General features: G+C 70.4%; 17 protein-coding genes. 13 read left to right on the top strand and 4 right to left on the bottom strand.

Annotated elements, in window-relative coordinates; genetic code table 11:
• Window positions 1-2 precede the first annotated feature (2 nt).
• Genes J2847_RS25280 through J2847_RS25265 form a run of 4 tightly spaced genes read left to right on the top strand, consistent with a single transcriptional unit; the run spans window position 3 to window position 3,573 of the window.
• Window positions 3-869, top strand: a complete 867-nt coding sequence (locus tag J2847_RS25280; RefSeq protein WP_209781550.1) for a hypothetical protein — start codon at window positions 3-5, stop codon at window positions 867-869.
• Complete coding sequence (locus J2847_RS25275; protein ID WP_209781549.1) at window positions 866-2,326, top strand: SPRY domain-containing protein; 1,461 nt, start codon at window positions 866-868, stop codon at window positions 2,324-2,326. The genes J2847_RS25280 and J2847_RS25275 overlap by 4 nt, the downstream gene beginning before the upstream one ends.
• A gap of 13 nt (window positions 2,327-2,339) precedes the next feature.
• Window positions 2,340-2,753, top strand: coding sequence for a hypothetical protein (locus J2847_RS25270; protein WP_209781548.1), 414 nt, complete (start codon window positions 2,340-2,342; stop codon window positions 2,751-2,753).
• Window positions 2,754-2,787: 34 nt separating this feature from the next.
• Window positions 2,788-3,573, top strand: a complete 786-nt coding sequence (locus tag J2847_RS25265) for an AraC family transcriptional regulator (protein ID WP_209781547.1) — start codon at window positions 2,788-2,790, stop codon at window positions 3,571-3,573.
• 6 nt (window positions 3,574-3,579) lie between these two features.
• On the opposite strand, the gene J2847_RS25260 is transcribed toward J2847_RS25265, so the two are convergent.
• On the bottom strand, window positions 3,580-4,689 hold the full coding sequence (locus J2847_RS25260; RefSeq protein ID WP_233474774.1) for a LacI family DNA-binding transcriptional regulator: 1,110 nt from the start codon (window positions 4,687-4,689) through the stop codon (window positions 3,580-3,582).
• Window positions 4,690-4,799: 110 nt separating this feature from the next.
• Between J2847_RS25260 and J2847_RS25255 the strand changes: the two genes are divergently transcribed.
• From J2847_RS25255 to J2847_RS25235, 5 genes are read left to right on the top strand one after another with little or no spacing between them, the layout of a single operon-like run.
• On the top strand, window positions 4,800-5,828 hold the full coding sequence (locus J2847_RS25255; protein ID WP_209781546.1) for a TRAP transporter substrate-binding protein: 1,029 nt from the start codon (window positions 4,800-4,802) through the stop codon (window positions 5,826-5,828).
• A gap of 49 nt (window positions 5,829-5,877) precedes the next feature.
• Window positions 5,878-7,767, top strand: a complete 1,890-nt coding sequence (locus J2847_RS25250) for a TRAP transporter large permease (RefSeq protein ID WP_209781545.1) — start codon at window positions 5,878-5,880, stop codon at window positions 7,765-7,767.
• Window positions 7,768-7,808: 41 nt separating this feature from the next.
• Entirely contained in the window at window positions 7,809-8,348 is a 540-nt protein-coding gene (locus J2847_RS25245) for a VOC family protein (protein ID WP_209781544.1), read from the top strand.
• A gap of 14 nt (window positions 8,349-8,362) precedes the next feature.
• Window positions 8,363-9,634, top strand: coding sequence for a ribulose-bisphosphate carboxylase large subunit family protein (locus J2847_RS25240; RefSeq protein ID WP_209781543.1), 1,272 nt, complete (start codon window positions 8,363-8,365; stop codon window positions 9,632-9,634).
• Window positions 9,635-9,637: 3 nt separating this feature from the next.
• Window positions 9,638-10,951, top strand: a complete 1,314-nt coding sequence (locus J2847_RS25235; protein WP_209781542.1) for a four-carbon acid sugar kinase family protein — start codon at window positions 9,638-9,640, stop codon at window positions 10,949-10,951.
• A 29-nt stretch (window positions 10,952-10,980) separates the two neighbouring features.
• Here the strand turns inward: J2847_RS25235 and J2847_RS25230 are convergent, their stop codons facing one another.
• The 3 genes from J2847_RS25230 to J2847_RS25220 form a co-directional block, all read right to left on the bottom strand.
• Entirely contained in the window at window positions 10,981-11,463 is a 483-nt protein-coding gene (locus J2847_RS25230; protein ID WP_209781541.1) for an OsmC family protein, read from the bottom strand.
• 23 nt (window positions 11,464-11,486) lie between these two features.
• Window positions 11,487-12,377 carry an AEC family transporter gene (locus tag J2847_RS25225; protein ID WP_209781540.1) on the bottom strand — a complete coding sequence of 297 codons (891 nt, stop codon included), beginning with the start codon at window positions 12,375-12,377 and terminating at the stop codon, window positions 11,487-11,489.
• Window positions 12,378-12,537: 160 nt separating this feature from the next.
• Window positions 12,538-13,332, bottom strand: coding sequence for a LuxR C-terminal-related transcriptional regulator (locus J2847_RS25220; RefSeq protein ID WP_209781539.1), 795 nt, complete (start codon window positions 13,330-13,332; stop codon window positions 12,538-12,540).
• Window positions 13,333-14,110: 778 nt separating this feature from the next.
• Here J2847_RS25220 and bcsA point away from each other — a divergent pair.
• From bcsA to J2847_RS25200, 4 genes are read left to right on the top strand one after another with little or no spacing between them, the layout of a single operon-like run.
• Window positions 14,111-16,393: a UDP-forming cellulose synthase catalytic subunit gene (bcsA, locus tag J2847_RS25215; RefSeq protein ID WP_209781538.1), complete on the top strand. Its 2,283-nt coding sequence runs from the start codon at window positions 14,111-14,113 to the stop codon at window positions 16,391-16,393.
• Entirely contained in the window at window positions 16,390-18,903 is a 2,514-nt protein-coding gene (locus J2847_RS25210) for a cellulose biosynthesis cyclic di-GMP-binding regulatory protein BcsB (RefSeq protein ID WP_209781537.1), read from the top strand. The genes bcsA and J2847_RS25210 overlap by 4 nt, the downstream gene beginning before the upstream one ends.
• Window positions 18,900-19,973 (top strand): glycosyl hydrolase family 8, encoded by a 1,074-nt coding sequence (locus tag J2847_RS25205; protein WP_209781536.1) that lies wholly within the window; start codon window positions 18,900-18,902, stop codon window positions 19,971-19,973. The genes J2847_RS25210 and J2847_RS25205 overlap by 4 nt, the downstream gene beginning before the upstream one ends.
• A complete protein-coding gene (locus J2847_RS25200) occupies window positions 19,970-21,760 on the top strand; it encodes a hypothetical protein (protein WP_233474772.1) in 1,791 nt (596 codons plus the stop codon). The genes J2847_RS25205 and J2847_RS25200 overlap by 4 nt, the downstream gene beginning before the upstream one ends.
• Window positions 21,761-21,770 lie beyond the last annotated feature (10 nt).

Here is a 21,770-nt window from a genome sequence, read left to right as displayed (position 1 = left end):
CGATGGGAACCGCCGCCATCCTCGACGAAAACTTTGCCCTGACCGCCACCCTGTCCGGTGGCAACTGGGTCCGGCCGCTGGATAACCTGCTCGACCCGACCGTCAAGGAGACAACGGCGCGCTGTGTGTCCGGCGACCCGGCCGACGCGTGGTTTGACGTCGTCTTCAGCTCCCGCACGAAATGGGACACGCTGGTGATCGCCGGCGGGTCGATCCACCCCAAGGCCACCTTCCGGCTGACGTGGTGGTCGCACCCGACCAACCGGACGCCGGCCGACGTCTTGGAGGGCGGACCGGACACGCCTTTCCTGCGGGTCTACCCCTCGCCCGACCGCCGGAAGGACCGCAGCTACTACGCCGGCAACTACTGGTCCGGCGGCCCGACCGTCCGCGACCTCGCCGGCAAGACGCCCCAGCTCCTCACCCGCCCGCCACGCTCGCCGCGTTGTGCCGCCCTGCGGGTGGAGATAGACAACCGAGGCGCCCCGCTCGACCTCGGCCACCTGTTCGTCACCCGTGCCTTCCGGCCGGACTGGCCGCACAACTGGGGCATGGTGCTGGAGCCGGTGGACAACAGTCCGGTGGACGTCACGCCGGGTGGGCGCCGTATCCCCGACAGCCGGCCGGCGCCGGTGCGCAAGACCGTGCGCTTCGACGACCTCACCGAGGACGAGGCCATGCGGCTGCACGACATGGGCCTGCGCCTTGGCAAGTCCGGCCCGCTGCTGATGATCGAGGACATCGGCCAGACCCGCCACCAGTGGCGGCGGGTCAAGCTCACGACCCTTGAAGACGGCACGGTGCCCGTCACGCAGAACGAGGGCGACCTGTGGTCGGCCACCCTGAAGCTCCTGGAGATCATTGGATGACGACGCGCCCCGACGCGGCCATCGGCCGGCTTGTGGACGGTTATTACAACTCACGCGCTTTCCACTCCGTCGAGAACGCTGGTGGACTGGACGAGAGCGACGACGGCTTGGTCGCCGGCCACGTCATCAATTTCCCGGCGGCGCTGGAGGATTTGGGCGCGGTGTCGGCCTATGTCGGTGCCGTGGTCGCCGATGGCGAACGGCACGCGACCAGCGCCGGGGCCGCTAAGGACATTGTCCTACTGGCGGTCGCCGCCGCCAATGCTGCAAACGACTTGGCTCTGGCCTACCGCGACGCGGCCAAGGGCTACCGTGACCAAGCGCAGGCCGCCGCCGCCGGGGTCAATCTGCCGGCGATCGCGATGGGTGACGCCGGCAAGGCGCTGGTCGTCAACCCGGCCGGCACCGGCTACGTGACGGGGCAGGCAGGCCTCCCGGCCGCGACCGGCGCGGAGGCTGCCACGGGCACCAGCACAACCAAGGCCGTCACTCCGGCCGCCCTTGCCGGCTGGCTGCCCAACCTGACGGAACTGACCAGCCTCAACATCGATCGCGAGGCGGACCGCATCCCCCTCTACGATGCGTCCGGTGCCGTTGTCCGGTGGGTCCGGCCCTCCAGCCTCGGCAGCGGCCGCTTTGCGGGGGTAGCCTCCAAGACCGCCGCCTACACGGTCACCACCGCCGACGCCGGCTTGCTCATCTTGGCGTCTGGGACGTGGACGCTTGGACTGCCTGCCGCCGCGAGCGCCGGAAACGGGTTCTCGATCCTGCTCAAGAACACGTCGTCGGGCACGATCACGGTCGATCCGGCCGGCAGTGAGACTATCAACGGCAGCGCGACGGTAGCGATCACGCGTGGAGCGTCGGCAATTTTGGTCTGCGACGGGACGGGATGGCAGGCCATTGGCATCCCGGCCACGGACGGCAGTTGGACTTGGGACCCCGCCCAGATCGGAACCGGATTGACGCTATCGTCCGCCAATACCGTTGTTTCGACAACAAGTTATGGCTCCGTGCTTGGAAACACAGAAATCGCCGGCCTCAAGTATTACGAGTTGACTGCGCTTGATTCTGGAACTGGTCAAAGGATTGCTGGCGTGTGCGTTGCTGGAGCATCCCTGACGAATACAGCTTTCGTTGGCAACGCGCGGGGTTACGGATACAATAGTAACGGAACAAAGGCAAATAACGGCTCTGGAACCGCATTCGGATCGACCTATACTTCCGGTGACGTTCTAGGGTTTGCTGTCAACACCTATACGCTCGGCGTCTGGCCCCGGAAAAACGGTGTCTGGCAAGGGGGCGGCGATCCCGTTACAGGGGCAAACCCCATGTTCACGCTGCTGCCCGGCGTCTATTACCCGGCCGGTTACATGGACGGCACAAGCGGCGCTCAATCCTGGCGGATCAATTCCGGGTTGATCTTCGCCCCACCCTCCGGCTTTACGCCGCTTTGAGGTGACTTCTCCCATGGAAATCTTCGAGAAAATCCCGACCTTCGACGCGGCCACGCACCGGCAGGCTACCACCTACACCGACAAGCCGGACCCGGCCAACAACCGGATCGTACGCGTCTGGGATGTGGAGCCGATCCCGCTGGCTGAGGTCACGGCCACGCTCAAGGCCAGGGTCGCGGAGGCGGTGCAGCGTCACCTCGATGCCACCGTCGCGGCGCGCAACTACGCCTCTGCTGCCGCTGCCGTCTCGTACATCGATGACCCCAACCCGCAGTGGGACGCGGAGGCACGCGCTGTCCGCGCGTGGCGCTCGGCCGTCTGGCAAGTCTGCTTTGCCGCGCTGGACGACGTGCTGGCGGGCCGGCGCGCGCCGCTCACTCCAGAGGAGATGATCGACGAGCTGCCGTCACTTGTTTGGCCGGATTGATCACGTCAAACCATGCGGCGGATCACGTCAAACCATGCGGCGCGCTACAGGGCGCAAGCAGGTGATGCTGGGCGAGCGTGTCCTTTTCTACGACGCGGCGGAGTATCTCGTGGTGTCGGTCGATCTGCCGGTCGTCGGGCAGGTGGTGGAGGCGTCGCCCGAGCGGCCCTACCTGTGCCTGCGCCTCGACCTCGACCCGGCGATGCTCGGCGCCCTGATGATGGAGGCCGGGCTGGACGGTCGCGATGGCGGCGGCCTCCCCGCCGGTGATCGCGAGGCGGAGGCGCCGCCCGGCCTGTCGCTCAGCCCGGTCACGCCGGAGCTGCTCGACGCGGCGGCGCGGCTGCTGCGGCTGCTCGACGCCCCGCGCGACGCTCCGGTCCTGGCGCCGCTGGCGGAGCGGGAAATCCTCTACCGGCTGCTGACCGGCGCGCAAGCCGCCAAGCTGCGCCAGATCGCCGTGGCCGACAGCCGGCTCCAGCAGGTCAACCGCGCCATCGCCTGGATCAAGCGCAACTACGCCGCGCCCTTCAGCATCGACGCCGTGACCGCCGAGGCGCGGATGAGCCGGTCGGCGCTGCACCAGCATTTCAAGGCGGTGACGGCGATGAGCCCGCTCCAGTACCAGAAGCAGCTCCGCCTCCAGGAGGCGCGCCGGCAGATCCTCGGCCGGACGGCCGACGCGGCGACCGCCGGCTTCAACGTCGGCTACGACAGCCCGTCGCAGTTCAGCCGGGAGTACCGCCGGCTGTTCGGCGAGCCGCCGATGCGCGACGCCGCCCGGCTGCACGCCGCCCCCGGCCTGCTGGCCGGCGCCTGAAGCGGGTCAGGAATCGGGCAGCAGCCCCTGCGGCAGGTTCTCGCGGAAGATCACCTCGCCGCGCGGCGTCTCGACGCCCTGCATCGGCGGGCGCCCGGCCCGCAGGTTGCCGAAGATCGTCACGCAGGCTGCCAGCGTGTGGCGCGGATCCTGGGTGATCACGGCGTCCAGCGTGCCGTCGATCAGCAGGCTGCGGGTCTCCGGCGTCAGGCCGTGGCCGAGGAAGACGATCTCGCGCTCGCGCCGCGTCTCCTTCAGCGCGCGTGCCACCCCCTCCGGCCCGCCGCCGATGTTGTAGACCCCGGCCAGATCGGGGTGCAGGCCCAGCAGCATCCGGGTCTGGCGGTAGGTCTTGCCGTCGTCGTCGTGCCCCTCGCGCAGGCCCACCACCTCGATGTTGGGCGCGTTCTCCTTCAGGTAGTGCAGGAAGCCCATCTCGCGGTCCTCATGGGCGCGGTAGCTCAGGCTGCCGGCGATCATCGCCACCTTGGCCGGGCCGCGCCCGAGGAAGCGCGAAATCAGGTAGCCGGCGGTCCGCCCGGCCGCCCGGTTGTCGAGCCCGACATAGCCGGCGCGCCGGCAGTTCAGGATGTCGGAGATCAGCGTCACCGCCGGCACGCCGCGCTCGGCCAGCGCGTCCACCGCCTCGCGCACCGCCGGATGCTCCAGCGCCATGAAGGCGACGCCGTCGGCCTTGCGGCCGTGCTGGAACAGGCTGCGGGCCAGAAGGTCGGGGTTGAAGCTCTTGATGAACTCGACCTGGGCGCGCACGCCCTGCGGCGCCAGCCGGGCGTCGGAGGCGCGGATCGTCTCGCCCAGACGGTTGAGGAAGCGGTTGTCGCCGGCCGGCAGCAGGAAGGCCAGCCGCATCGGCTTGGGCGCCAGCGCCGCGTGCAGCTCCTCCTCCGGCAGATAGTCCAGCTCGGCGGCGGCCTTCAGCACGCGCTGCACGGTGGCGGCGCGCACCCCCGGCCGCTGGTTCAGAACGCGGTCCACCGTGGCGGTGGACACCCCCGACAGGCGGGCGATGTCGGCGATGCGCGGCAGGCCGCGCGACTCTCCCGCAGCGTCCGGCGCGGCGTCCCGTCCATTGTCACCCGCCATCGTGCTGACCATCAAAAACCATCATCTTTGTCGTTTGACACCGATGTCCGCTAGACCTACCGTCCAGCCAACAATCATCAATTGACATCAGATCACATCAAAAACGCAAGGGAGGATCGACGATGACCAGTTTGACCCGCCGCACCATGCTGAAGGCGCTGGCCGCCACCCCCGCCATCGGCTCCGCCGGCGCGGTGATCGGCATGCCGCTCGTCGCCCGCGCGGCCGAGTATGAGCTGAAGTACGGCAACAACCTGCCGATGACCCACCCGCTGAACGTCCGCGCCCAGGAGGCCGCCGCCCGCGTCGAGGCGGAATCCAAGGGCCGCGTCGTCATCAAGATCTTCCCCAACAACCAGCTCGGCGGCGACACCGACATGCTGTCGCAGGTCCGCAGCGGCGGCCTGACCTTCTTCACGCCCTCGGCCCTGGTCATCGCCACGCTGGTGCCGGTCGCCGCGATCAACGCGGTCGGCTTCGCCTTCGCCGATTACGATCAGGTGTGGAAGGCGATGGACGGCAAGCTGGGCGCCCATGTCCGCGCCGCCATTTCCAAGGTCGGCCTGCACGCTTTTGAAAAGATGTGGGACAACGGCTTCCGCCAGATGACCACCAGCGGCAAGCCGATCGAGAGCGCCGCCGACATGGACGGGCTGAAGATCCGGGTGCCGGTCAGCCCGCTCAGCATCGCCATGTTCAAGGCGCTGTCGGCGGCCCCGGCCAGCCTCCAGTTCAGCGAGGTCTATTCCTCGTTGCAGACCCGCATCGTCGACGCGCAGGAAAACCCGCTCCCCATCATCCAGGTCGCCAAGCTGTACGAGGTGCAGAAGAACTGCGCGCTCAGCAACCACATCTGGGACGGCTTCTGGTTCATCGCCAACGGCCGCAGCTGGAAGGGCCTGCCGCCGGATCTCCAGACCATCGTCTCCAACGCCATCAACGACGCGGGCGTCGCCCAGCGCGGCGACATCAAGGCGCTGAACCAGTCGGTGCAGGCCGACCTGACCGCGAAGGGCCTCGCCTTCAACCAGCCGTCGCCCGACAGCTTCCGCGCCAAGCTGCGCGACGCCGGCTTCTATTCGGAATGGAAGGGCCGCTTCGGCGACGAGGCCTGGGGCCTTCTGGAGGAGGCGGTCGGCAAGCTCGCCTGACCGCGAATCCCCTCCCGCGCCGCCGGCTGAATCGATGAAGGAGCCTCCCATGTCGCATCCCGCCTCCGACCCCGTTTCCCTCTACGCCGACCGGGGCGGCGGCACCGTCGCCGATCTGGCCGGCCGCTTCGACCGCGGCCTGTCGGTCGGGGTGGAGCTGGTGGCGGGGCTCCTGGTGCTGGTCGAGATCGCCGTCCTGCTGGCCGGCGTCACCGCCCGCTACGTCTTCCACACCCCCCTGGTGTGGTCGGACGAGCTGGCCTCGATCCTGTTCCTCTGGCTGTCGATGCTGGGCGCGGTGGTGGCGCTGCGCCGTGGCGAGCACATGCGGATGACCGGTCTGGTCAGCCGGGTCGGTCCGCAGCCGCGCGCGCTGCTGGAGACGCTGGCGATCACCGCCCCGGTCGCCTTCCTCGGCATGATCCTCTACCACGCCGTCGATTACGCGGTGGAGGAGCAGTTCATCGTCACCCCGGCGCTGGAGATCAGCAACGCGTGGCGCGCCTCGGCGCTCCCCGCCGGGCTGGCGCTGATGATGATCGCCGCGCTGTTCCGTCTGGTCCGCATCGGCCGGCCGGCGACGGTGCTGGCGGCGACGGCGCTGACCGCCGCCGTGGTCGCCGGCTTCTGGTTCGCCGGGCCGTTCCTGAAGCCGCTGGGGCAGGCCAACCTGCTGATCTTCTTCGTCGGTCTGGTCGCGGTGAACGTCTTCGCCGGGGTGCCGATCGCCTTCTCCTTCGCGCTCGCCACCTTCGGCTATCTGGCGCTGACCACCACGACGCCGCTGCTCGTCATGGTCGGCCGGCTCGACGAGGGCATGTCGCACCTGATCCTGCTGGCGGTGCCGCTGTTCGTCTTCCTCGGGCTGCTGATCGAGATGACCGGCATGGCGCGCGCCATGATCGCCTTCCTCGCCAGCCTCTTGGGCCATGTGCGCGGCGGCCTGTCCTACGTGCTGATCGGCGCGATGTATCTGGTCTCCGGCATCTCCGGCTCGAAGATCGCCGACATGGCGGCCATCGCCCCGGTGCTGTTCCCGGAGATGAAGAAGCGCGGCGCCCCTCCGGGCGATCTGGTGGCGCTGCTGTCGGCCACCGGCGCGCAGACCGAGACCATCCCGCCCAGCATCGTGCTGATCACCATCGGATCGGTGACCGGCGTGTCGATCGCCGCGCTCTTCACCGGCGGCATGCTGCCGGGCGTCGTCCTGGGTGCTGCGCTGTGCGCCGTCGTCTGGTGGCGCTACCGCCACGAGGATCTGACCCACGTTCCCCGCACGCCGAAGGCCGAGATCGCCAAGCTCGCCGCCATCGCTCTGCCGGCCATCGCTCTGCCCTTCGTCATCCGCGCCGCGGTGGTCGAGGGCGTGGCGACGGCGACCGAGGTGTCGACCATCGGCATCGCCTACTCCACCATCATGGGCCTGCTGGTCTACCGCCAGTTCGACTGGCGCCGGCTGAAGCCGATGCTGATCGAGACCGCCTCGCTGACCGGCGCCATCATCTTCATCGTCGGCTGCGCCACCGCGATGGCCTGGGGGTTGACCCAGTCGGGCTTCTCGCAGGATCTCGCGGCCTGGATGGCCGGCATTCCGGGCGGCGCCTACGGCTTCCTCGCCATCTCCATCGTCGCCTTCATCATCCTCGGCAGCGTGCTGGAGGGCATCCCCGCCATCGTGCTGTTCGGCCCGCTGCTGTTCCCCATCGCGCGGGCCGCCGGGGTGCACGAGGTGCATTACGCGATGGTCGTCATCTTCGCCATGGGCATCGGCCTGTTCGCCCCGCCCTTCGGCGTCGGCTACTACGGCGCCTGCGCCATCAGCAAGGTGCACCCCGACGAGGGCCTGAAGCACATCTGGGGCTACGTCGCCGCCCTGCTGGTCGGGCTGGTCGTGGTCGCCGCCATCCCCTGGATTTCCACCGGCTTCCTGGCTCGCTGAGCCGCCGGTCCACCTCACATCCTAGTGTTCGGGAGTTCGCAATGAGCCGATTCTTCGGCCAGATCCGTCAGGCTGGCTACGTGGTGCACGACATCGAGGCCGCCATGGACTATTGGAGCCGCACGCTCGGCATCGGTCCCTGGTTCTACAACGAGCGGGTTCCGATCAGGAACTACACCTACCGGGGGGAATCCTACGAGGTCCACAATTCGGTGGCGCTCGCCAACTCCGGCCCGTTGCAGATGGAGCTGATCCAGACCCGCAACGACGCGCCGTCGATGTACCGCGACTTCCTGAAGGCCGGGAACACCGGGCTCCAGCACGTCGCCTACTGGACCCAGGACTACGACGCCGATCTGGCCCGCCTGACCGAACAGGGCTTCAAGCCGGTGATGAGCGGCGAGGTCGGCGAGAAGGGCCGCTTCGTCTATTTCGACACCGAATACCACCCCGGCACGGTGATCGAGCTGTCCGAGGTCGCCGGCCCGAAGGGCAAGATGTTCGACCTGATCCGCAACGCCTCGATCGACTGGGACGGCCGCGACCCGGTGCGCCCCTTCCCCGACCTCGGCACCCTGTGAAGGCGGTGGGTTCCATGCGCGCCGACATGATCGAAGCCAGCTACCTGATCGAAACGCCGCTCGACCCCGTTCGCGTCGCGGAGGTGATGGCGGGCGAGCAGTCCTGCGGCACCTTCACCCGCGTCCATGGCGAGACCGACGACCTGCGCGCCCGCGCCCGCGCCATCGTGGAGTCGGTGGAGGAGCTTCCGCCCGCCGACACCCCCAGCCTGCCCAACACTTGGCTGGAACGGCAGCGGACGCCGGGTCCCTGGCGGCGCGCCCGCGTCCGCATCGCCTTCCCAACCGCCAACATCGGCGCCAATCTGCCGACGCTGGCGGCGACGGTGGCGGGGAACCTCTATGATCTGGGCGAGGTCACCGGGCTGCGGCTGGTCGACGTGAAGCTTCCGGCCACCTACCGCCGGCAATTCGACATGCCGCGCCACGGCGTCGCCGGCACGCGGCGGCTGACCGGGGTGGCCGACGGGCCGCTGGTCGGCTCGATCATCAAGCCGAACGTCGGGCTGTCGGCCGAGGAGACCGGCGAACTGGTCGGCACGTTGTGCGCGGCCGGGCTCGACTTCATCAAGGACGACGAGATCTGCGCCGACCCGGCCCACGCGCCGCTGGCCGAGCGGGTTCCGGCGGTGATGGCGCGGGTGCGCCGCCACCAGGACCGCACCGGCAAGCACGTGATGGTCGCCTTCAACATCACCGACGAAACCGACGCCATGCGCCGCCACGCCGATCTGGTGGAGCGCGAGGGCGGAAGCTGCGTGATGGTCAGCCTGAACTGGTGCGGCTACTCGGCCGTGCAGACGCTGCGCCGCCACAGCGGGCTGGCGCTGCACGGGCACCGCAACGGCTTCGGGGCGTTCTCGCGGCATCCCCTGCTCGGCATCGGCTTCGACGCCTATCAGGCGCTGTGGCGGCTGGCCGGCGTGGACCACATGCATGTCCACGGCCTGAACGGCAAGTTCGCCCAGCCCGACGAGGAGGTGATCGACGGGGCGCGGGCGTCGCTGGCGCCGCTCGCCGAGGGCACCGACGACGCCGTGATGCCGGCCTTCTCCTCCGGGCAATGGGCGGGGACGGTGCCGGTCACCTGGGAGGCGGTCGGCACCGCCGACCTGCTGTTCATGTCCGGCGGCGGCATCATGGCGCATCCCGACGGCCCGGCCGCCGGCGTGCTCGGCATCCGGCAGGCGTGGGACGCGGTGCGCGCCGGGGTGAGTCTCGACGCGGCGGCGCGCGACCACGCGGAGCTGCGCCGGGCGCTCGACTTCTTCGGAAAGAAGGGCTGAGGCATGGCGGCGGGCGGCTCCACACCACGGCTCGGCCCACGGCTCGGCTGGTACGGCGACGACTTCACCGGGGCGACCGACACGCTGGCCGCCCTGGCGCAGGCCGGGCAGCGGGCGCTGCTGTTCCTCGACCGGCCGGACGCGGCCCGGCTGGAGTCGGTCGGGCCGCTCGACGCGGTCGGGATCGCCGGGGCCTCGCGCACCCTGGCCCCCGCCGCGATGGCGGCGGAGCTGGAGCCGGCCGGGCGCTTTTTCGCCGAACTCGGGGTGCGGGTCATGCATTACAAATGCTGCTCGACCTTCGACAGCGCCCCGCGCATCGGCAGCATCGGCGCCGCTGTCCGTACCCTGCGGCCCTTCTTCGCCAACCCCTTCGTCCCGGTGGTCGGCGGCCAGCCCAACATCGGGCGCTATTGCCTGTTCGGCACCCTCTTCGCCGCCGCCGGGGCCGGGGGAGCCGTCCACCGGATCGACCGCCACCCGACCATGCGGGTCCACCCGGTCACCCCGATGACCGAAGCCGATCTGCGCCTCCACCTCGCCGCGCAGGGGCTGGAGGGGATGGCGGCGCTGCCCTACACCGACTATGACGGCGACCCGGCGGCGACGCTGGACCGCCTGCTGGAGTCCGCTCCCCCGGCGGTGCTGCTCGACATCGGGCGCCCGGCCGATCTGGCGGTCGCCGGCCGGCTGATCTGGAGCCACGCGCAACGGGCTCCCCTGCTGGCCGTCGGGCCGAGCAGCGTCGCCCAGGCGCTGACCGCCCATTGGAACACGGAACAGGTCGCGTCTTCCCCCGACGACACGCCGCTGGCCCGCACCGACGGCCCCGTCTTCGTCATGGCCGGCAGCCTGTCGCCGGTGACGCGGCGGCAGATCGAGGCGGCGGGCAGCTACGTCCGCCTCCAGGCCGACGCCGCGCGCCTGTGCGGCGATCCGGCCTACGCCGAATCCTTGTTGACTGAGGTCGCCGTCCACCTGCGCGACGGCCGCCACACGCTGGTGTGGACCGCGCCGGCCGACGCGGCCACCGCCGACACCGGGCGGGCGGGCGACGTCGCCGCCGCCACCGCCGCCTTTGTCGCTTCGGTCCTACGGGCGATGCCGCTGCGCCGGGTCGGCATCGCCGGGGGCGACACCTCCAGCCTCGCCGTGCGGGCGCTCGGCTGCTGGGGCCTGTCCTACCGCACCGCGCTGTCGCCCGGCGTCACCGTCAGCCGCACCCACGGCGACGACCCGGCCACCGACGGGCTGGAACTGATGCTGAAGGGTGGCCAGATGGGGCCGGACGACCTGTTCGAGCGGCTGCTGGGGTAGGGGACCAGGGAAACGTATGGCCGGAGGGCTCAGCCCTCCGCCACCACGACCACCGGCTCGTGCGTCACCGGGAAGTTCACCGAGCGGGCGATGAAGCATTTCGCCGACGCCTCGTGGTGCAGGGCCAGCGCCTTCTCCCGGTCGGATCCCGGCGCCAGCGTGACGCGCGGGCGCAGAACGACGCTGACGAACTGGCCGGCGCCGCCGGGCTCCTCCTCCATCACCCCCTCGGACTCGTCCTCGTAGGCGGTGACGACGATTCCGTTGGTGGAGCAGAGCGCCAGATACCAGAGATGGTGGCAGGCGGCGAGCGCCCCGACCAGCGATTCCTCCGGGTTCCAGCGGGCGGGGTCGCCACGGAAGGCCGGGTCGGAGCTGCCGGGGATCGCCACGCTCTTGCCCGGCGCGCTCAGGCTGTGGTCGCGGCTGTAGCCCCGGTACGACGACGTGCCGGTTCCCAGATTGCCCGTCCAGTCGAGCCGGACCCCGTAGCGGTGCTGCTTGTGCGCCATCGCGTGCTTCTCCTCCGGTTGCTTCACATCACCATCATCAGCAGCGCCGGCAGCCCGACGAAGCCCAGCGCCGTCGAGCCCAGCACCATGCCGGCCACGTCCTCCGGCCGGTTGTCGTAGCGCAGCGCCCACAGATAGTTGAAGACGGCGACCGGCATCGCGCTTTGCAGCAGCACGACGCCGCGCATCGTCCCGGTCAGCCCCATCGCCGACACCACCAGCAGCCCGACGCCGAAGCCCAGCCCCAGCCGCAGCGCCGACATCGACAGCGCCCGCGCCGCCCCCGACAGCTTCAGCTTGGACAGGGCGACGCCCAGCGCCAGCAGCATCAGCGGCACCGCGCAGTTGCCGAGCAGGGTGGTGGTGTTGGAAATCCACTGGGGCAGGGCGAGGCCGCTCAGCTGGACCGCCACCGCCAGCGCTACCGCGTAGATCGACGGGGTGCGGATCATCTGGCCCAGATCGAAGCGTCCGGCGGCCAGCGCCGGCCCCAGCGTGAACTGCGACACCGACATCACCGCGAAGAACAGCACGCCGAGGCTCAACCCCTCCTCGCCGAAGGCGAACAGGCAGACCGGCAGGCCGAGGTTGCCGGCGTTGGGGAAGGCCATGGCGGGCAGATAGACCCGCAGCGGCAGCCGCGCCGCCAGCATCACCGGGATGGACAGCAGCCCGGCCAGCCCCATGCAGGCGGTCGCCGCCACCGCCATCTCGGCCATCACGTCGCCGCCCAGATGCAGGCGGGTCAGCGCCGAGAAGACCAGGCAGGGCGACGACACGTTGATGGCGAAGGTGGTGATGAAGGCGCTGTCGTAGGGCAGCTTCGCCCGGTTCCAGCCATAGCCGATCGCGGCCACCAGGAACACCGGCGCGATCACGGCGAAGGCGTCGGACAGAAGGGCCAGGGACGGCATGGGGGACGACATCGGGAACGGGCGGGACCGGAAACGGTTGCGGGGACGGGCGACGATCCGCCCACCCCGCACCATGGCGGCAAACGCGCCTCCCGTCACGCTCCCCGGCCCCGGATCCCGCGCAGGGCAGGGTCGCGGAGCCCAGGCCGCCGGAAAGGCTTTACGAGCCGAACCGCTCGACGAAATACTCCATGTCCTGGATGATCCCGCTCTGCGCCGCCCACAGGGCCGCCTGGGTGCGGTTGCGCACGTTGATGGTCTGCATGATGTGGCGGACGTGCAGCTTGACCAGATCCTCGGTCAGATCCAGCTCGCGGGCGATCTCCTTGTTGCTGTGCCCGTCCATGATGAGCTTCAGGATGCGGGCGTGGCGCGGGTAGAGGCCGGGATAGCCGAACAGCTCGGTCTCCTGGACCGGCAGGCCGGCTTCGTCGGCCGGCTTGCGGACCGGCGTGGGGGAGAAATGATCCAGGCTTTCCTCGGGAAAGACCGGCTCTCCCTCGTGGATCAGGCGCAGCGCCAGCATGAAGGCGGTCGAGGACATGCGGTTCAGCAGATAGCCGCGCACCCCGAAGCGCAGCGCCACCCGCATGCAGTGGGGCGAGAATTCGTCGGCGATCATGGCGAGCCGCGCCCGGTCGCCGTACCAGGACCGGAAGTTCCAGGCGTCCACCTTCAGCGAAGGCAGGTCGAACAGCACGATGTCGGGCGGCCGCCCATCGTCTCCATGACCGTCGTCTCCATGACCGTCGTCTCCGCGCCCGTCATCCCCGTGCCGGACCCCGCCGCCGGTCCCGCCGATCCCGTGCTCGTCCAGGCGCGTGCCGCCGTTCGCCGCCCCGCCCAGCCGGTCGAGCGGGTCGATGACCTCGAAGGCGTCGTCCAGGATGTTCAGCATCGATTCCCGCAACAGCCGGCTTTGGTTGTGGATGATCACGCGAATGCGATCCGTCATGGTCCTGTCCCCCCGATGTGAAGCCGGGCGCAAGCCGTCGCGCGGCCTCCCTCAGGCCGTGCGGCGACTCGGCGGCGCCGGAGCGTGATGGTGTCTGGCCCGCCCCTGAGCGGCGGGTGGTGTGAGCGGGCGGGCCGCCGGCCGGGCGGGGAAAGCGCCGGGCATGCAGGGGACCGCCTATGGGTCCGGGATGCTGGACGGCTTGCCCTGCTGGGGAGCGCGCCGAGGCCGGACGGGCATAGCGCCGAACTATGATCCGGCACGCTCGGATTTGTCCGCTGCGCTTTGGAAGAGCCACGCAGGCGTGTCGGGATGAAACCATCGGGAGTGGGGTTTTCCCGAATGGTTCGATTTCGAAGCATAAATCGCCGATCGATCCGGATCACCCGTCCGCACGGATCGCAACAGCGTCGCGCCGCCTGAAAGAGCGGAGAGGGTTGCGGGGCCGGGCCTGTCGAAGGGTGGGAAATTCCGGCCGATTGCTCTGTTGCCGGGGTAAAATTACAAACATTAGAGTTTGAGAATCGTTCCAAAGATCAAGGACAGGAGAAGGCCATCATAACATCGCCGTCCAATCCTGCGCCGGTCAGCGTGCTGGGAGTGCCCGGCGCCGGATTGCCCACGCCGTCTCTTCGGTCCGCCGCCGCCCATGCGCCGACAGGGCGGCCCTTTTCTCGACATTGGGGGGAAACGTCGCGGCGCCGTAACGAATTGTAACCATGCTTGAGCCATAAGGAGGGGGTGTCTATCATGGCAACCGAAAAATCCGCGGACTTGTATGGCATCCAACCCCGGCGCGCAGAGTGTTGTTCGATCCCTGAACAATAAGGCGCAACAAGCAAAACGTCAGCCAAACCCGCGCCCACGCCGGTTCACCCTTCGGGGGTTGCTGTTGTGGGTTCTCTTGTTGCTTTCGGCAGGATTGTTTCTTGCTTTGGCCGCCTTGCCGGTCGGGCGCGTGGCCAGCGCCGCGATTTCGGCCGGCGTCGTCGCCGCCGCCTTCGTGCTCGGCCGGTTCGCGCCGAAATTCTGGCACGCGCGCACGCTGACCGTGCTGCTGCTCGCCTTCGTCACCTTCCGCTATTTCTTCTGGCGGCTGACCGGCACGATGCCGCCGGTCGAGGATCTGGTGAATTTCATCCCCGGCGTGACCCTGTTCGCGGCCGAGGCGCTGTCCTTCGTCCTGTTCCTGACCTCGCTGTTCGTCATCATCGACCCGCTGAAGCGCGAGCCGGCGGAGCCGACCGGCGATCCGGCCTTCTGGCCCAGCGTCGACGTCTACATCCCCTCCTACAACGAGGATGCGGAGCTGCTGGAGACGACGCTGGCCGCCGCCGTCTCCATCGACTATCCGAAGGACAAGCTGCGGGTCTATCTGCTGGACGACGGCGGCACCGATCAGAAGATCAACCAGGCCAACCCAGAGGCCGCCGCCGCCGCGAGCGAGCGGCGCGCCACGCTGACCGCGCTGTGCGAACGCTTGCAGGTCACCTACATGACCCGCGCCCGCAACGAGCACGCCAAGGCCGGCAACATCAACCACGCCTTCGCGCAGACCGGCGGCGACCTCGTGCTGATCCTCGACGCCGACCATGTGCCGACGGTCGGCATCCTCCAGGCGACGGTCGGCTTCTTCCAGCAGGATTCCGGCCTGTTCCTGGTCCAGACCCCGCATTTCTTCGTCAACCCGGACCCGGTGGAATACAACCTCGGCACCTTCGAGCGGATGCCGAGCGAGAACGAGATGTTCTACTACTCGATCCAGCCGGGGCTCGACCGCTGGAACGGCGCCTTCTTCTGCGGCTCGGCCGCCGTGCTGCGCCGCGCGGCGCTGGAGGAGGTCGGCGGCTTCGCCGGCGACACCATCACCGAGGATTGCGAGACCGCGCTGGAACTGCATTCGCGCGGCTGGCGCAGCGTCTACCTGCCGCGACCGCTGATCGCCGGGCTGCAACCGGAAACCTTCGACAGCTTCATCGTCCAGCGCTCGCGCTGGACCCAGGGCATGATCCAGCTCTTCCTGCTGAAGAACCCGCTGTTCAAGCGCGGCCTGACCGTGCCGCAGCGCCTGTGCTACCTCAGCACCATGCTCTACTGGTTCTTCTGGTTCTGGCGGCCGATCTTCCTGCTGTCGCCGCTGTGCTACGCGCTGTTCGGCCTGGAGATCTACCGGATCAACCTGCCCGACTTCGCCTGCTTCGTCATCCCGCACGTCTTCGCCGCCGCCTTCCTGTCGCAGTTCCTGCACGGGCGGATGCGCTGGCCGCTGTTCTCGGAACTCTACGAGTATCTCCAGAGCTTCCACGTCTCGCGCGCGGCGCTGGCGACGATCATCCGGCCGCGCAACCCGGTGTTCAAGGTGACGGCCAAGGGCCAGTCGGTGGACGAGGACGGCTTCTCGCCGCTCGCCACCCCCTTCATCGTCGTCACCTTCCTGCTCGGGCTCGGGCTGGCGGCCTGCGCGTGGCGCTACGCCATCTTCCCCGAGCACCGCGCCGCCATCGTGCCGGTCGCGGTGTGGAACCTGCTGAGCTTCGTGCTGGCGCTGGGCGGGCTGGCCGTGGTGTACGAGCGCAAGCGCGTGCGCCGGCAGGAGCGCTTCACCGTCGACCGCGCGGCGGTTCTGGCCTTCGCCGACGGCAGCAGCCTCGACGTGACGGTGGCCGACGTGTCGGCCGGCGGCGTCGGGCTGGAGGTGGCGCCGCAGTGGCGCGAGCATCTGTCGCGGCCGGAAAACCCGGTCCTGACCATCACCGCGACCGAGACGGAGGCGGCGACCACCACCGGCGTGCGCATCCACCGGCTGGAGTCGCGCGGCGGCGGGCTGTCCGTCGGCGCCGGCTTCGCGCCGCGCGACCGCCAGGATATCGTCGAGATGGCGCGCTTCGTCTTCGGCAACAGCGTCGGCTGGGACGATTTCCTCGACCGCAAGCGGGAACGGGCGCCGACCTTCTTCGGCGGGCTGTTCTTCTTCCTGACACGGGTGGTTCCGCGCATGGGACAGGTTCTGCTGGCCCTGCCGGGCGCGGTGGCGCGAATCGTGACGTTCCGCGCGCCATGACCGCCATGGCCTTCTCCAAAGCCGGCAGGGTGCTGGCGGCGCTCGGCGTCGCCGCCGCGCTGTGGGCGGGAATCGCGGCGCCGGCCCAGGCGCTCGACCGCCGGCTCATCCCGCTGTCCAGCCTGCGCGACGGTCCGCCCGACGTCACCCTGAACGGCGAGACCGACACGGCGGCGCTCCGCGCCTTCATCCCGCCGACCGGGCCGCTGTCGTCGGTGCTGCTGACGCTGAGCTACGAGAACGGCATCGACATCCTGCCGGAAAAGGGGGCGCTCGCCGTCTTCATCAACGGCGCGGCGGTGGCGGAGCTGCCGCTGGCCGCCTTCCGCGGGCCGGTCAACGCCACCATCACCCTGCCGGCCAGCCTGATGCGGCCCGGCGAGAACCTGATCGTCTTCCAGAGCAACGCCCAGCACCGCGCCATCTGCACGGTGCGCGGCACCTACGACCTGTGGGCGCGGGTCAATCTGGCGGCCTCCTCGCTGACCCTGGTGTCGGACGGCGGCGCGCCGGCCCCCGACCTGGCGATGATGCGGCAACTGCTGGCCGCCTCCGACCGGGCGCGCGATCCGCTGGCCATCCTGAAGGCCGGCCCCGACATCGACGCCGATCATCTCGGCTGGGGCGCCATGGTGGCGCAGTCCTACGGGCTGCTGCTGGGCGACCAGTCGCCGCGGGTCATCGCCGCGCCGCTGCCGCCGGTGAAGGCCGGAAGCAATCCGGGAACCGGCCCGGCACCCGCTTCGCCGCTCGACACGATGCCGCTGCCGAGCGCCAAGAACATCCTGATCGGCACCCGCGACCAGCTCGCCCCGCTGCTCGGCGAGGCCCGCGCGGCGGCGATCACCGGCCCGTTCCTGGCGGTCTATCCGGCTGCCGGCGCGAACGGGCCGGGGGGAGCCGCCGGCGGCGCCTTCGTGGGCGTCGCCTCGGGCCGCACCCCGGCGGAGGTCGATCAGGCGGTGATGCGGCTGGCCGACGTCAACCGCCCGCTGCCGACCCAGAGCAGCGTCATCGTTTCCGACAGCCCGCCCGCGCCGCCGCCGCCGCGCGAGGTGCAGGAGGAGGGGCGCTACCGCCTCTCCGACCTCGGCTTTCCCAGCGTGCAGCACAGCGGCTACCGCTACACCGGGCGCTTCACCCTGACGCTGCCCACCGGCTACGCGCCGGTCAGCGACCGCGCCGTGCTGTTCCACGTCAATGGCGCCTTCGAGGGCGACCTCGGCCCCGGCGCCATCCTGAACGTCCGCGTCAACGGCCGCGCCGCCACCGCGATGGAGATCGACAAGCGTTCCAGCGGCATCATCGACAACGGCGAGATGCAGTTGCCGATGGCGCTGTTCCGTCCCGGCCCCAACGTCATCGAGGTCGAGGCCGAGCTGCCGCCGGCCGGCGGCACCGACTGCGTCTTCGCGGTGCGGCGGCCGAGCTTCACGCTGCACGACAGCTCCAGCATCGAGATCCCCGGCTTCGCCCGGCTGGTCACGCTGCCCAACCTCGCCACCCTGGCGCAGACCGCCTATCCCTATGGCGGGATGGCCGGGCGCGACCCCACCGCTCCCTTCGATCTGGTCGTCGTCGGCAAGGATCCGTCCTGGTTCGGCGCCGCCTGGACGATGGCGGCCCGGCTGGCCCAGAAGGCCGGCGACGTGCTGCGCATCGTGCCCTATGTCGGCTGGGAAGGCGGGCCGGAGGACAACGCCCTGATCGTCGGCCCGATGGCGGCGCTGCCGCAGGCCGTCTTCGCCAGCGCGCCGCTGCCGGCCGACCGGCTGGCCGGGCTGCTGGAGGCCGGGGCGCTGATCGCCCAGGCCAGCGCCCGCGGCGAGCCCATGGCGGCGGCCGACCGCCGCGCCCTGGTCGACCGGCTGCGCACCGGCTGGACCGGAAACGGCGGGCGCATCGGCGGCGGCTCCCGCGCGCTCGCCCCCATCGCTCCGGTGCCGGAGGGGGGCGCGCAGAGCCGCTGGCAGCGCATGGCCGGCGACGGCAGGGAGGCCGCCTCGGCGGCATCCGGCTGGGTGCCGGACTGGGCGCGGCGCGCGATGGCCGCCGCCGCCCGCTACGTCAACCGCTGGACCGTGGTCGAAACCCCGGTCGACGTCGTGGCGCTGACCGAGAACACCGAGACGCTGCCCGAGGCCGCCCTGCTGCAATACAAGGCGCCGGGCACCGAAACGCTGACCTGGACCCTGCTGACCGCGTCGGATTCGCGTTCGCTGGACCGCGCGATGCGCAGCCTGGGCGACGGCGCCCTGTGGGACAAGCTGCGCGGCGGCGGCGGCCTGTGGAGCAGCGCCGCCCCGACGATGACCGCGCTGGAGGCGTCGCGTCCCTATCAGGTCATCCTCAATCCCTTTGACATCGGCAATCTGATCCTGATTCTTGCACGCAACCTGTCGCAGCGGATCGAGCTGCTGTTCGGGCTGCTGCTGGGGACGGCGGTGGTTCTGACGGTCGCCATGCGTCTGCTGCTGAAGCCCGGCCACGCGAAGCGGAGCGGATCATGACCACGCCGTCACGGCGGCCATCGCGGCGGGACGTGCTGATCGCAGCGGCGACGACCGGCGCGGCGGTCGCCGGCCTGCTGGCGCTGCCCGGCCCGGCGCTGGCGGCCCCCTACGACGCGGCGGCGTGGCGTGGCTACGCCCGGCGCTTCCTGCTGCCGGAGGGGCGGGTCGTCGACACCGGCAACAAGGGCGTCAGCCATTCGGAAGGGCAGGGCTACGGCATGCTGCTGGCCGAGGCGGCGGACGACCGCGAGGCCTTCGACCGCATGTGGGGCTGGACCCAGCGCAACCTGATGGTGCGCGGCGACGGGCTGGCGGCGTGGCGCTGGCAGCCCGACGGCGGCGTCACCGACCGCAACAACGCGTCCGACGGCGACATCCTGATCGCCTGGGCGCTGTTGCGCGGCGCCGAGCGCTGGAAGGCCGAGGCCTACCGGACCGCCGCCGCCGCCATCGTCAAGGCGCTGGCCGCCGCCGTGGTGGTGGAGCAGGCCGGCATGACCCTGCTGCTGCCCGGCCGCGACGGCTTCCGCAAGGGCGACACGCTGGTTCTCAACCCGAGCTACTGGGTGTTCCCGGCGCTGCGCGCCTTCGCCGCGCTGCCGGGGGCCGAGATCTGGCGCAAGGTCGCCGACAGCGGGCTGGTTCTGCTGTCCAAGGCGCGCTTCGGCAGCTTCCAGCTTCCCGCCGACTGGGTGGCGCTGGACAGCGGGGGCACTCCGACGGTGGCCGAGGGCTTCCGCAAGCAGTACGGCTACGACGCGGTGCGGGTGCCGCTCTATCTGGCCTGGGACGGCTACCGCGACCCCTATTATTTCCGGCCCTTCGCCATGCTGGCGGCGAAGTACGGCGGAACGGCCGTTCCGGCGACGGTGTCGCTGCCCGGCGGCACGACGACGCAGGTCGCCGCCTCGGTCGGCATGCTGGCGGTCTACCGGCTGGCCAGCCGCATCGCCGGCACCGGGAACGAGGTGACGGTCCCGGCCTTCGGGCCGGACGAGGATTACTACTCGACCACGCTGGCTCATATGGCCGCTCTTGCCGCGCAAAGCCTGGGGTTCGAACCATGACGCGTCTCGCCGTCCCGCTGCTCGGCGTCCTGCTGTCCACGGTTTCCCTTGCCCCCGTGGCTTTCGCGCAGTCCGGTCCCGGCGGCCGGGCGCTGGCCCCCGGCGTCAAGGTGGAGGTCGCCCCCGCGCCCGGCAGCGGCACCGCCCCCCAGCCCGGCAAGGTCGACGAGACGGCGCTGCGCTATTACGCCCGCATCGGCGACGTCGAGCGGCTGGAGGCGGAGATCGCCCGGCTGCGCGCCCTCGACCCGACCTGGGAACCGCCGAAGGACCTGTTCGCGCCGCAGCCAACGACCGCCGGGGTCGACGAGAGTCCCTTCTGGGCGCTGGTGTCGGCCGGCAAGATCGCCGAGGCGCGCGCCGCCGTCGCCGAGCAGCGGCGCCAGACGCCGTCCTGGCAGCCCTCGGCCAACCTGCTCAAGGAGCTCGACCTCGCCGAGGCGGCGGGCCGCCTGCGCGGCGCCAGCGACACCAAGCGCTGGCAGGACGTGATCGACGCCGCCGCCGCCCAGCCGGAGGCGGTGGCCTGCAACCGGCTCGACAACGCGTGGCGGCTGGCCGAGGCCTACGCCGAGCTGAAGCAGACCGACCGCGCCTTCGACACCTACAAGACCATCGTCAGCCAGTGCCCCAGCGCCAAGGAGCGGCGCGACACCATCTTCAAGGCGTCGCGCCATCTCAGCCAGGCGCAGATCCGCGAGCTGACGGCGCTGGGCGCCACCGCCAACCCGGCGGCCGGCGAGGATTACGCCGCCGTCCGCGCGGCGGAGGCCGAGATCGAGACCGGCCGGCTGCTGGAGCGCGCCGGCACCGCCCGGCCCGGCAGCCTGTCGGCCTCCGACCTGGCGCAGCTGGAACGCACCATCCGCGAGAAGCAGGATTCCGGCGGTGCGCTGGCGCTCGGCTGGTACTTCCAGCGGCAGAAGAAATACGCCGAGGCGCAGGGCTGGTTCGCCGAGGCCAACGGCTGGTCCCCCTCCGACCAGGCGGCGGAGGGGCTGATCCTCGCCTACGCCGGGCTGGGGAGGAAGGCCGAGGCGCGCGCGGCGGCCGAGCCCTGGCGCGGCAAGTCCTCCCGCGTCGATCAGGCCCTGAAGTCGGTGGATCCGCCGCGCGGGGGCGGCGGCCGCCCGGCGGGGCCGCAGGGGCCGAGCGAGCTTGATCAGGCGCTGGCCCGCCGGGACTTCGCCGGCTGCCTGACCGCCATCCAGCGCGCGATATCCCGGAGCGGTCCGACCGTCGCCCTGGTCCAGCAGCGCGGCTGGTGCCTGCTGGAGCTGAAGCGACCGTCGGAGGCCGAGGCCGCCTTTGTCGAGGCGCAGGCGCTCGCCGCCCGCGAACCCGTCCGCGGGCAGGGCGCCGCGCGGAACAGCGTGCGCGGCGCGGCCGAGGCCGAGGGAGGAATGACGCGTGCGCAGGAGAACGCCTACGGGCAGGCCATCGCCCGGCTGTCGACCGGCGACACGGTGGGGCTGACCCAGGATCTGGCGCGCCTCAACCTGACCCCGGCCCAGAAGGCCGAGGTCAGGGCCAGTCTGCTGTCGACCGAGGCCGGCCGCGCGCTGGAGGACAAGCGCTACCACGACGTGCTGCGCCTGCTCGACGCCCGCAAGGAGCTGGTGCCGGAACCGCGCAACCTCGGCATCATGCGCGGCTGGGCGTTGTACAACCTGCAACGCGTGGAGGAAGCCTACAAGCTCTTCAAGTCGATCGACGACCGGCTGAGCACCCGGGAATCCCGCGAGGCCGTCGAGACCTCGTGGAAAACCATCTACCACGACTGGTAAAGGCGCGCGC

It is taken from the genome of Azospirillum agricola, assembly GCF_017876095.1.
Taxonomy (GTDB): Bacteria; Pseudomonadota; Alphaproteobacteria; order Azospirillales; family Azospirillaceae; genus Azospirillum; species Azospirillum agricola.
The sequence above is the reverse complement of the archived record's forward strand: the minus strand, read 5'-3'. Positions and strand labels throughout refer to the sequence as shown.

Bases quoted from the DNA above. Each gene is read 5' to 3' on its own strand.
- J2847_RS25250 (WP_209781545.1), top strand. From the start codon at position 5,878: ATGTCGCATCCCGCCTCCGACCCCGTTTCCCTCTACGCCGACCGGGGC.
- J2847_RS25220 (WP_209781539.1), bottom strand. From the start codon at position 13,332: ATGACGGATCGCATTCGCGTGATCATCCACAACCAAAGCCGGCTGTTG.
- J2847_RS25260 (WP_233474774.1), bottom strand. From the start codon at position 4,689: ATGGTCAGCACGATGGCGGGTGACAATGGACGGGACGCCGCGCCGGAC.
- J2847_RS25210 (WP_209781537.1), top strand. From the start codon at position 16,390: ATGACCGCCATGGCCTTCTCCAAAGCCGGCAGGGTGCTGGCGGCGCTC.
- J2847_RS25280 (WP_209781550.1), top strand. From the start codon at position 3: ATGGGAACCGCCGCCATCCTCGACGAAAACTTTGCCCTGACCGCCACC.
- J2847_RS25265 (WP_209781547.1), top strand. From the start codon at position 2,788: ATGCGGCGCGCTACAGGGCGCAAGCAGGTGATGCTGGGCGAGCGTGTC.
- J2847_RS25255 (WP_209781546.1), top strand. From the start codon at position 4,800: ATGACCAGTTTGACCCGCCGCACCATGCTGAAGGCGCTGGCCGCCACC.
- J2847_RS25275 (WP_209781549.1), top strand. From the start codon at position 866: ATGACGACGCGCCCCGACGCGGCCATCGGCCGGCTTGTGGACGGTTAT.
- J2847_RS25230 (WP_209781541.1), bottom strand. From the start codon at position 11,463: ATGGCGCACAAGCAGCACCGCTACGGGGTCCGGCTCGACTGGACGGGC.
- J2847_RS25235 (WP_209781542.1), top strand. From the start codon at position 9,638: ATGGCGGCGGGCGGCTCCACACCACGGCTCGGCCCACGGCTCGGCTGG.
- J2847_RS25205 (WP_209781536.1), top strand. From the start codon at position 18,900: ATGACCACGCCGTCACGGCGGCCATCGCGGCGGGACGTGCTGATCGCA.
- J2847_RS25270 (WP_209781548.1), top strand. From the start codon at position 2,340: ATGGAAATCTTCGAGAAAATCCCGACCTTCGACGCGGCCACGCACCGG.
- J2847_RS25240 (WP_209781543.1), top strand. From the start codon at position 8,363: ATGCGCGCCGACATGATCGAAGCCAGCTACCTGATCGAAACGCCGCTC.
- bcsA (WP_209781538.1), top strand. From the start codon at position 14,111: ATGGCATCCAACCCCGGCGCGCAGAGTGTTGTTCGATCCCTGAACAAT.
- J2847_RS25225 (WP_209781540.1), bottom strand. From the start codon at position 12,377: ATGCCGTCCCTGGCCCTTCTGTCCGACGCCTTCGCCGTGATCGCGCCG.
- J2847_RS25245 (WP_209781544.1), top strand. From the start codon at position 7,809: ATGAGCCGATTCTTCGGCCAGATCCGTCAGGCTGGCTACGTGGTGCAC.
- J2847_RS25200 (WP_233474772.1), top strand. From the start codon at position 19,970: ATGACGCGTCTCGCCGTCCCGCTGCTCGGCGTCCTGCTGTCCACGGTT.